This window comes from Streptococcus sp. 27098_8_74 (assembly GCF_041431705.1).
GTDB lineage: Bacteria > Bacillota > Bacilli > Lactobacillales > Streptococcaceae > Streptococcus > Streptococcus salivarius_E.
The window spans coordinates 41,192-52,589 of record NZ_JAPVYF010000008.1; the positions used below are offsets into that span (position 1 = coordinate 41,192).

Here is an 11,398-nt window from a genome sequence, read left to right on the forward strand (position 1 = left end):
AGCTTAATTTAGTAGAAATTTCATCTTGCAGTTGGCTTTATCTTGATTTCTCATTTAATGAGATGGGTGGCCAAATACTAAAAAAGATCGAGAATACTCGATCTTTTAGGTCATCATCTTAAACGTCTTTACGGCGACGATGGCTATATGCTACACCCATGACTGCTGCCACTTCTGCTGCCACACCAAGGGCAAGCAAGGCAGTATCGTTAGCTTGACCAGTCTCTGGAAGTTGAGGTCCTGATTTCTCAGAGGATTGAACTGGCTTAGCTGGTTTTGGAGTCACCGGTGGAGTAGGCGGAGTTGGTGGTGTTGGCGGAACCACTGGTGGTTTAGGTGGGACACTTGGTGGTGTCGGTGGTGTTGGCGGTGTAGGAGGTTTTGGAGGAATGTAACTATTGTTAAATTCTGTATCCAAAGGAAGAAGGACAGCTGCTACAAGCAGATTTTCCTTTTCACCTACAGTCTTAGTAACGGTCACCTGGAACTTAGCCACCATGTTATCATAAACCACGTCAGCTTCATTGCCCTTGACTTCTTCAACAGTGTAGTAGTAAACACCTGGTTTGTCGTAGACAATATTTTCAAAACTAATGTTTCCTTGTGCATTATTGGTCACTGTTTGGATAACATTACCCTTGTCGTCCTTGAGGACGAAACTGAACTCACCATCTTTGAGGTTGCGACCTGTAAGAACCTTGGTCAATTCGAATTTGGCCTTAGCTGGTTGCACGTCTTTCACATAGTTATTGAAAACAGTATCTTTTGGATTAGCGACTGTTGATACCAAAGCATCACCATCTCGTGTCACTGTAATCCAGACAGTCGCTTTCATACCATCATAGATGATATCTTCGTTAGTTCCCTTAACTTCTTCAACAGTATAAGTGTAAGTTCCTGCCTTATCAAAGTGAAGTTCACTAAAGGCAACACGACCATCAGCTGTATTACCAACTGTTTCGACAATATGACCGGCACTATCTTTGAGAACAAATTGGAACTCATTAGCAGTCAAAGTTTGGTTGACACCTGCCTTAGTCAATTCCTTACTGAACTGAATAGCGGCTTTAGCTGGAGTCACAAACTTATTGTTAAAGATAGTGTCTTTAGGATTAACCACGGTTGAAACAAGGGCGTCGCCATCACGTGTTACCGTGATAGAAACAGCAGCTTTCATGCTGTCATAAACAATTGCATCATCCTTACCTGCAAGTTCTTCAACAGTGTAGTTGTAGGTACCAACCTTGTTAAAGGTCAACTCACTAAAGGCAACCTGACCGTCAGCTGTATTTCCAACAGTCTCAAGGACTTTTCCAAAACGGTCTTTAAGGACAAATTGGAATTGATCTGCTTTTAGATCTTGTTTAACGCCTGCCTTGGTCAATTCCTTACCAAATGCAATTTTGGCCTTGGCTGGTGTTACTAATTTATTGTTAAAGATAACGTCTTCTGGATAGACAACCTTGGCAACCAATTTAACTTGGTTATCTACAGTTTCACGAACAACCTGAATAGTGATATTGGCTTCGAGTTTGTCGTATACCACATCTTCGTCATTTCCTGGAACTTCAGTCACACGATAATGATAGACGCCTGGCTTGCTAAGTGAGAGATCTGAAAAGACAATTTTACCCTTGGCATCATTAGTGGTTTCCCCTAACTCAACAGGATTGGCACCATCAGTCACATCAAGGAGTTTGAATGTAAACTCTTTATCTTTGAGGTCTCTACCGGTCAATTCCTTCTCAAGTTCAAGATTGAAATGAGCGAGGTTATCCCCGATGGCATCTCCACGACCTCCAACCAAGCGAATGGTTGACTTGTAAGAATCAGAAACAACATCGGCATGAAGCTTAATGCGGTTGACAGGGTTGGTTGCTTCTTCAACAGGTTGTGTCAAACGGGTTTGATACCAAACATAAACCATGCGGTCTAACTGATTAAGTTTAAGCTCAAAATGGGTGTCGTCATAAGAGAAACTCTTAATCAGGTCCATAGCTGATCCCTTGTCAATCCAAGGATCTGCCGAATCAATGTAGCGGAGTTGCAAAGAACCGTCCACAAATCGTTGATTGTCAGACCAAGTGTCAATCAATCTCAAGTTGTTAAGAACACGACGTGAGTAGTTAAGACGCATCTGCCAATTCAAAAGCGTAGGATCATTCTTGTCTTGACTACCCCACTTAGAAATAACCTCTTGACCTGGAGGAGGTGACTGCACTTTACCCACTGAAACATGAATGATACGTCCCTCAAAATCAAGAGTGAGATGTTCCCCTTCATCTACTTCTTCAGAATAAAGGGTATCCAACTCCAAACTCATGAGCTTATTGTTGGGATGTGTTTGGAAATAGTTATTAAAGGTCGTTGTGACACGATTCTTCTCAGGATCAATTTGAGCCAGACCTACAATTTGATTGTCTGGATTATAGACATTGATATCGTAGCTAGTACGGAAACGCAACTGCTCAGGCAAATTAAAAATGACCTGATCCCCTTCATTGATAGTCATATCATCAGGGAAAGGAATATTGTGGTAGACAACCTTGCTAGTAGCGTACTTACTATTTCCGTTCGGAAATTCTATTTCCACATCAGGATTTTGAACAGTGATTTCAGTTCCTGTCTTTGTCACCTTGACATCCGCTGGGATCGGACGACTTAGGTTGGTAACCTTAAGTCCGAAATTATCAGACGAAGCGGAACTCGTATTGTTTGCTGCAGCGAGGTCGCTAGCGCTAGCTTCTCGTGTTTCATTGACTGTAACAGGTTTCTCACTGAGCCCCTCACTAGTCTTATCTTGTGATGAACTTGTTTGCTCAGAGCTTGCAACCGTTTGCTCTTGAAGCGCAACTTCACTAGAAACAGCAGTTACTAAGATAGCACTGGTACTTTCTGCTTGAACGGTAGGTTCAGCTGTCACTTCTTGACTTGAGGCACTAGTGCTTGTCCTTTGGCCCCCACCATCAGACTCACTGGCTTCCTCAAGTACACTCGTCGCTGGTTGGCCTTTAGGCTCTTCAGCTTGATCTGCTTTGGCGGTACTTACACCAAAAACTGCAGACGAAAGTAAGACCGAAGCAACGCCCACCGTAAACTTACGGATTGAGAAACGCTGCCTCGAATCACCGAATCGGTTATTCATGATTCTATCCTCCCATTTTTACAAATCTTAACATTTTTGCAACCCTTTTCATTCTGAATTATACACTATTTTCAGAACTTTGCAAGATAATTATTTACCCCTTTGGAGGTTTTGTAAAGCTTTCTAAGATATCAATAGATAGTGAAATTTTCAAACCCTTATATTATAAGCTTTCTTTCGGAGTCTCTCTTTTAATATTGTTTTTCTTTCTCATTTTATTGACATAATTTTAATTAAATTTCCGTCTGAAAAATGCTAAAATTCAGATTTTTTCTTTAAAAAATGAGAAGGTTTTCTTATTTAAAAGCAGAAAAAAACTGCCATTCTTAAAGGAATAACAGTCGTCTTTAAATTTATTAAGAAAATGAGCATAAACACTCATTTAAAGTATTTTAGGCAAGCTCTTTGAGAAACTCCACTAAGATAGCAGCTGATTGTTTCCCCGCCTGAATAATGAATTCGTCAAAAGTAATATTAGCGTCATGGGCTGCTGTATCACTCATAGCACGAACAACGATGAAAGATTTCTTGACACTGTGTGCAGCTTGAGCAATTGCTGCTCCCTCCATCTCTACAGCCAAGACTTCTGGAAAATGCCCCTTAATAATATCAATCTTGTCTTGACCTGCAATGAAGCTATCACCAGTCGCAATAAGACCAATTTTAGAGTCGATAGAGGCTTGAGCCAAAACCTTTTCAAAAGTCTCTACAAAGCTAGGGTCACTTTCAAAGTAGAGTGGTTGCATAGACATTTGCCCATAGTCATAGCCAAATGCTGTCAAGTCAACATCGTGATAGGCCAATTTTGATGCCACAACGACATCTCCAATTTTAAGTCCAGGTGCTACTGCTCCTGCAGAACCAGTGTTAATGAGGGCATCAACGCCAAAGTGGTCTGCCAAAACAGCCACAGACATGGCTGACATAACCTTACCAACACCTGATTGCACCAAAACGACGTCGTGTTTTCCCAAGCGTCCTGTGTAGTAGGTATTGCCAAGAACAGTTTCTTCAACCTTATTTTCCAATTGCTCCACTAGAAGCACTAACTCCTGCTCCATGGCAGCGATAATTCCAATTTTCATATAGTTCCTTTTCAGCTTGTAATCTTGTCTGAATCAGTAGACAGAGCTATCTGACTCATAGACTTATTAGAAATAAAAGACAGCAATGAAGAGAATAATCAAGAGGACGACAACCCAAAAGAGGATGCGATTAAGCTTGTGTTGGAATTGATTGCGTTTAGCATTCTCAATCCGACGGCTCTTGTAAGCAGAGGGCTGATAATTAGCTTCATAGTCCTCATCATAGAACTCTTGATCATAGTCCTCATAATAAGGATGTTCCTCTAAATCGATTTCCCCACGCTTAGCCTGCTCAATGACATCGTCAGTCAAAAGTGGCTTACTCATAACTTATTTTCCTCCAAAATGAAGTGCATAGTATTGGAGAGCGATGATGGTTTTAGCATCTTGAATTGCACCTGAAGCTACGAGTTCCATACATTCCGCATAAGTCAACTCATAGATTTCAAGAAACTCATCTTCGTCAAGTGGGCGTGGATTTTCAACAGGCTTGAGGTTTGTAGCCACATAGAGCTTGATTTTTTCATTACAGAAACCAATGGCTGTGTAAAACTCATGAATCAATTTAAGTTCACCCTTATACTGAGTCTCCTCTTCAAGTTCACGCGCTGCTGCAGCCATCTCTTCACCAGCTTCACCGACTTCCAGTTTACCCGCAGGAATCTCGTAAGAAACTGCCTCAATAGCCTTGCGGTATTGCTTGACGATGATGATTTTTCCTTCTGGGGTAACCGCTAAAACAGCTACTGCTCCCTTGTGAAAGATGAGTTCACGACCAGCTGTCTTACCGTCTGGCAAGAGGACTTCGTCTACTGCAACTTCAAAAATATGTCCCTTAAATTTTGACTCACGTTTAAGTGTTTTTTCTTCAAACTCCATGACTTGACTCCTTTAATCTATGACCCCAATCTAAATCATCTCTCCAATAGAAGTAAGACTTAGATAGGCTTAAGCCTACTTATGTTGGCTTGGGTGGTGAGGTTTCTTAATGGCATAGCCTTCTTTATTGACCTGACGGCCACGTCCAATGGCTACGCTGTCCGCTGGCACATCATCTGTAATAGTTGAACCAGCTGCTGTGAGGGCGTTATCCCCAATTTCAAGCGGTGCAATCAAGGTTGAATTGCTTCCGATAAAGACGTTGTTAGCAATTTGGGTCTTGAATTTATGTTGACCATCATAGTTAACGGTAATTGTTCCAGCACCAAAGTTAACGTCAGAACCAACTTCCGCATTACCAATGTAGGTCAAGTGACCAGCCTTAGTATTTTCACCGATGGTAGAACCCTTAACCTCGACGAAGTTACCGATATGAACGCCTTCTTTGAGAATTGAATCCGGACGAACATGGGCAAATGGACCAACAGTAACACCTTCTTCAACCACTGAGTGCTCAATCATAGAGTTAGTGATAACAGTATTGGCACCGATAGTTGAATCAACAATATAAGTCCCATTGGTAAGCACTGACTCTGCACCGACTTTAGTTTGCCCTTTAAGCGTAACATTGGCTTCAATGACAACGTCTGGCTCAATTTCCACATCCACATCGATATAAGTAGCGTTTGGATTTTGGAAAGTAACACCATTAACCATGTGAGCTTGGTTGATGCGACGACGCATAACATCTTCTGCCGTAGCCAAGGCAACACGGTCGTTAACCCCGAGACTTTCTTCAAAGTCACGAAGAGTGAAGGCACCTACTTTTTCACCATTCTCACGGAAAATAGAAATAACATCAGTCAAATAGTATTCCCCTTGAGCGTTGTTAGTGTTGATATTTTTAAGTGCTTCGAAGAGACGTTTATTGTCAAAGACATAAGTCCCTGTATTGATTTCTTTGACCTGTTGTTCGAATTCGTTGGCATCTTTTTGCTCAACAATCTTAGTCACTTCGCCATTTTCGTTACGGATAATACGACCATAACCAAACGGATTGTCCGCAGTTGCAGTCAAGATAGTGGCAACATTTTTGTGATTAACATGGAAATCAATAAGGTTTTTAAGGCTTTCACCGGTAATCAAAGGCGTGTCACCGGCGATAACAAGCGTTTGCCCTTCAAGTCCAGCCAACTCTTCTTCAGCCATCATTACTGCGTGACCAGTCCCCAACTGCTCAGTTTGCATAGTGAAGGCAGATTGACCGTCCAAAACCTCACGAACAAGCTCAGCCTTGTGACCAATAACAGTAACGTTTTTAGCTGGTTCGATAGCTGAAACTGCACGGAAGACATGCTCAAGCATAGTGATGCCTGAAACCTTGTGCAATACTTTTGGAAGATCTGATTTCATGCGAGTTCCTTTACCCGCAGCAAGGATAATAGCGTAATTACTCATTTTCTTTTTCCTTCTTAAGATTTATTTGTGATGGTTTCCTTCGAGGCGGTCTTAGCCTTGAGCCCCAAATCTCAGGACCTCAACCTCCCACTGGGATAGCCTACGAAAGAAAGGGGCCTTGAAAACATAGTCTCTCATTTCTTAGAAAAGATGTCCTCATAACAGACGTTTTTTAGGGCCTCTGATTATCTATAATCGCCCTATTATACCATAAATGAAAAGGTTTTGGCAGAATGAAAGGTAATGAAAAAAGAGCTGACGCTCTTTTTCTAAGAATAGTTATCCTATAACCATTCTTTGTATTTCTTAATATAGATATGCTTCACAAAGGTAACACTAAGCATATACAAAGTAATGATGATAAACAAGAGAATGAAATAGAGACCGTTTAGATGGCTGAGTTTTAAGAGACTAGCCAATGGACTGTATGGAAGAGAAGTCACAAAGAAAGCAGCAAATAAGGTTGTCACAACAACTGATAGTGCTGGGTGACTTTGAATAAATGGTAGTTTTGGTGAACGTAACATGTGGATAACCATGGTTTGAGACCACATAGATTCGATAAACCAACCTGTTTGGAAAATAATGATAAAGGCTGCTGCTTCTGGTGAACCATGAACATAGCCATGCCCCAAAATCATTGGCACAATGATGAAATAGAGCAAGATATATGTCAAAATATCAAATACGGACGAAATAGGTCCTATCCAAGCCATGAAACGCATGATTGATTTGGCTTCCCAGATATGTGGCTCTTTAAGAAATTCCTTGTCCACATTGTCAAATGGAAGGGCGATACAAGAGATATCATAGACAAGATTTAGGACAATCAAATGCACAGGTGCCATTGGTAGGAATGGTAAGAAAATGCTGGCAAAGAGGAGAGAAAAGATATTCCCGAAATTTGAAGAAACGGTCATCTTGATATATTTGGTCATATTAGCATAGACCTTCCGTCCTTCAACCAAACCTTTTTCCAAGACCATTAAATCCTTATCAAGCAAGATAACATCTGCAGTTTCTTTGGCGATATCAACAGCTGTATCCACAGAAATCCCCACATCTGACACCTTCATGGATGGGGCATCGTTGATACCATCACCCATATAGCCTACCTTATGCCCATTTTCCTTAAGGCTTAGGATAATTCGTGCCTTTTGGTCTGGGGATAACTTAGCAAAGACTGTTGTCGTTTCCACAGCCTTAGCCAAATCTTGATCTGACATGGTATCAAGATCACTTCCAAGTAGAATGTGCGTCACATCTAGACCAACTTTTTCACAGACAGCCTGTGTCACCTTATCATTGTCTCCAGTCAAAATTTTTGTGGTCACACCATATTCCGCCAAAGCCTTGATAGCAGGTGCTGCTGATGGTTTTGGTGGGTCAAGGAAGGCAAGATATCCCGTCAAAATCATATCACTTTCATCTTCGACACTAAAGACGTCATTTTCATTAAGCTGTGATTTGTAGCTAACACCGAGAACACGCAAACCTTGTTCATTCAACTGTGCAACTTCCGCAAGGACTTCCTCACGAACATCGTCAGTCAATGGGATAATGTCTCCCTTGTATTCCACATAGTTAGAAACAGAGAGCATTTCTTCAAGGGCACCTTTTGTCACCATGCTAACAAATCCATCAGTGTCTTGAACAATGACACTCATGCGACGACGTTCAAAATCAAAAGGTAGCTCATCAATCTTGTGGAAGGTCTGGTCAAGGTCACGAACGATGTCATGTTTCTTAGCTTCTCTTTCAGTTCGGCTAATAATGGCACGGTCCATAAGATTTTTTAAGCCAGTTTGGAAATAAGAATTAAGATAGGCTCTCCGAAGTACTGATAGGTCAAGGTCACCATGGATATCAAGAGGGTACTCAAGAACGATTTCATCCTGAGTCAGGGTTCCTGTCTTATCCGTACAAAGGATGTCGATAGCCCCTAGGTCTTGAATAGCATTAAGTTTTTTGATGACCACCTTTTCCTTGGCCATAATAATAGAACCCTTGGCAAGACTGGCTGTGATAATCATCGGCAACATTTCTGGGGTCAAACCGACTCCCACACTAAGGGCAAAGACGCCGGCTTCAAGCCAGTCCCCATCTGTTAAACCGTTAATCACAAAAACAACAGGAACCATAACTAACATGAGTCGAATCAAGAGCCAAGAAATGGAATTCATCTCACGTTCAAATGAAGTTGGTTCGTCATAAGTATTGATGGTCTGCTCAATTGCTCCCATCATGGTTTCATCACCAACAACTAAAACCAAGGCAGTTGCACGACCAGAGATAACATTAGTTCCCATGAAAGCAAGGCTCTCACTTTCAAGCAGGCTCTCTAGATTTTGACCATCTGCTTTAGCCAGACAAGCTTTTTCCACAGCATCGCTTTCACCTGTCAAGCCAGACTGTTGAACAAAGAAATCACGAGAATCTAGTAAGACCACATCAGCCGGAATCATATCTCCCGCACTTAGTTTGACCACATCTCCAACCACAATTTCATCAATTGGGATTTCTTGCTCACTGCCATCTCGAAGTATTGTTGCTGTATTGACAATCATGCGAGACAAATTACTGGCAGCCTTGTCGCTACGAAGTTCTTGAATAAAACGGATACCACCAGATATCAAAACTAGAGTGACAATGATGATAGAAGTCGTTGGGTCTTCTTCACCCGGTTTAGCAAGCCAGACATTGGTGATAAAGGAAACCAGAGCAATGACTAAGAGAATAACAGTAAAGGGATTGATGATAGATTCATAAATCTTTTTGATGATAGAATCCTCTTGTCCTTTAGTTATGACATTTTCCCCATAAAGGTCACGGTTTTCTTCTACTTGGTCTTCCTTCAAGCCATCCAAATGAGTCTTGTAGCGAGTAAGGGTTGTTTCAAGTGGCTCTTGAAGAGCAGCAATAAGTCTTTCTTTATTTGTTGACATTGGAATCTCCTTATTTAATCAGGAGCCAATCACTTATGGAGTCCCTAAGACACTAATCAGCGATTGACTGGTTAGGTACGGTTCGGGGTGATCGTCGATTAGTCTCATAGGTTTCTCCTTTCATTTTTTTACATAGTGGGTGGACCTCAGACAAAAGAAAAGAGTCCTACCCATATACAGGTAAGACTCTATAAACTCGAGGTTGATTTTTTAATAGATTCTGTCAAAAAATGGACCGTTCAAGCTTTAGCTCCGCAAGGCGATGAAATGAGCTTAGTCTTGACCTTGGCGATCAGGACTGTTGACCAACGAGTAGTGTCTCCACTGCTTTGCGGTAGTCATCCGTATCCTTGTGGTAGCCTCACCTACCGTATTTCACTGAAAATAATACTCCTAAGGCGGTAACTTGTCAAGGGGAAAAGTTACTTTTTTGCTTGAGTGGGTAATAAAAAAAGAGCTTCCGCTCTTTTTTGTAAGATATTCTTTTGTAAAATGGATTTTTTTAGACTTTCCTTAAGTGAGTAGGGACGTCAGCGAACTTCTTCGAAGCTCCATGACTAATTTTTGAGCCCCTTCACTTTTTAATTTCTAGGCTCAGGCTAAAACAGTTCCCCAAACTGTTTTACTCTCAAAAATTCCGAGTTCTAGAAATACTTGTATTTCTAGAACTTTTCTCACAGCGAAAAGTCTCGTTAAGTGCTCGCTAGAAACAAATCAAATCAAGAATGTTATTATTTATCCTTGACCGGTGTTAAAATGATGTCTCCATAATATCATCGCCTAGAGAAATTGTTTTATCATCTTTAAAAATTAAAAAAGAGCACTTGGATCTTTCCTACTTTCTTTGCTTGATATAAGTCCCTTGTAGCTTACCATGTAAGATGTAATCCACAGATTTGAGCTCATCAACAGTTCGACAATCAAGGGTACACATGATGAGACGAAGGTCGTCCTTCCAGCCATTAACGATAGCTACAACCTTATCCACAGGGTAACGTTCCACCAATTCAAGAACTGTTCGCGAGAGGCCAACGCCTTTTGCTCCAAGGACCAAGCATTTGACCATATCAAGTGGGTTTCGCACGCCACCTGAGGCTAGGATTTCCACAGCTTCACGAAGGTCTTGGGCTTGCAAGAGGGTCTGAACGGTGCTTTGTCCCCAGTCATTGAGGTAATCTCGGTTACCGCCTCTACTATTTTCAATATAGGCGAAGCTAGTCCCACCACGACCTGAGATATCCACAGTTTTGATGCCCTGAGACATGGCGTAACGAATGGTTTCCACATCCATACCAAAGCCGACCTCCTTAAGCACAAGAGGAACCTCTATTTTCTGTGCATAAGCCGCCACATTTTCCTTCCAGGTATGGAAAATACGCTCTCCCTCAGGCATGAGAAGCTCCTGCATAAGATTAACATGGAGCTGTAAAAAGACTGGGTTCATAGCTTCCACCGTCTTAATGCCCAGGTCCACAGACTTATCCACACCGATATTAGTTGCTAGGTCTAAGTCTGGAAACTCTTGGCGATAGTCAAAGGATTCTGGTGCTTCCCCCTTTAGAGCAGCACTGTAGGAACCCGTCACCATGAGAATACCTGTTCGACTGGCCACCTCAGCTAGTTTTCGATTGACAGCCCCACCCTTGGCAGAACCACCTGTCATGGCATTGATATAAAAGGGAAAATTCCAATCTCGTCCCGCAAAATGTGTGGACAAGTCAATCTGATCTAAATCATAAGTCGGTAGAGACTTGTGGATAAGTTCCATATCGTCAAAACTATTGTAGGGCGACTGGTACTTAAGGGCATAACGGATGTGATCGTCTTTACGATTTGTCATAGGTTATTTCTTTACTTTCTTGCGTGATAATGTCTACTTAGCTGAC

7 protein-coding genes and 1 riboswitch are annotated in these 11,398 nt (G+C 41.7%); all 7 genes read right to left on the reverse strand.

What is annotated here, in order from left to right; translation table 11 throughout:
* Window positions 1-118: 118 nt before the first annotated feature.
* The 7 genes from O3670_RS04435 to fni all read right to left on the reverse strand — a co-directional run bounded on the left by O3670_RS04435 (window position 119) and on the right by fni (window position 11,352).
* Window positions 119-3,145 (reverse strand): Spy0128 family protein, encoded by a 3,027-nt coding sequence (locus O3670_RS04435; RefSeq protein ID WP_371595834.1) that lies wholly within the window; start codon window positions 3,143-3,145, stop codon window positions 119-121.
* A 392-nt stretch (window positions 3,146-3,537) separates the two neighbouring features.
* Window positions 3,538-4,230: a 5'-methylthioadenosine/adenosylhomocysteine nucleosidase gene (locus O3670_RS04440; protein WP_037602073.1), complete on the reverse strand. Its 693-nt coding sequence runs from the start codon at window positions 4,228-4,230 to the stop codon at window positions 3,538-3,540.
* Window positions 4,231-4,296: 66 nt separating this feature from the next.
* Window positions 4,297-4,557, reverse strand: coding sequence for a cell wall synthase accessory phosphoprotein MacP (macP, locus tag O3670_RS04445; RefSeq protein WP_037602071.1), 261 nt, complete (start codon window positions 4,555-4,557; stop codon window positions 4,297-4,299).
* Between the two features lie 3 nt (window positions 4,558-4,560).
* On the reverse strand, window positions 4,561-5,109 hold the full coding sequence (locus O3670_RS04450) for an NUDIX domain-containing protein (RefSeq protein ID WP_037602068.1): 549 nt from the start codon (window positions 5,107-5,109) through the stop codon (window positions 4,561-4,563).
* Window positions 5,110-5,184: 75 nt separating this feature from the next.
* A complete protein-coding gene (glmU, locus tag O3670_RS04455; protein WP_037602066.1) occupies window positions 5,185-6,567 on the reverse strand; it encodes a bifunctional UDP-N-acetylglucosamine diphosphorylase/glucosamine-1-phosphate N-acetyltransferase GlmU in 1,383 nt (460 codons plus the stop codon).
* A gap of 284 nt (window positions 6,568-6,851) precedes the next feature.
* Window positions 6,852-9,512 (reverse strand): magnesium-translocating P-type ATPase, encoded by a 2,661-nt coding sequence (gene mgtA / locus O3670_RS04460; protein WP_037602064.1) that lies wholly within the window; start codon window positions 9,510-9,512, stop codon window positions 6,852-6,854.
* Window positions 9,513-9,736: 224 nt separating this feature from the next.
* A riboswitch (M-box (ykoK) riboswitch) is annotated at window positions 9,737-9,892 on the reverse strand.
* Window positions 9,893-10,347: 455 nt separating this feature from the next.
* Window positions 10,348-11,352: a type 2 isopentenyl-diphosphate Delta-isomerase gene (fni, locus tag O3670_RS04465; protein ID WP_037602062.1), complete on the reverse strand. Its 1,005-nt coding sequence runs from the start codon at window positions 11,350-11,352 to the stop codon at window positions 10,348-10,350.
* Between the last annotated feature and the right edge of the window lie 46 nt (window positions 11,353-11,398).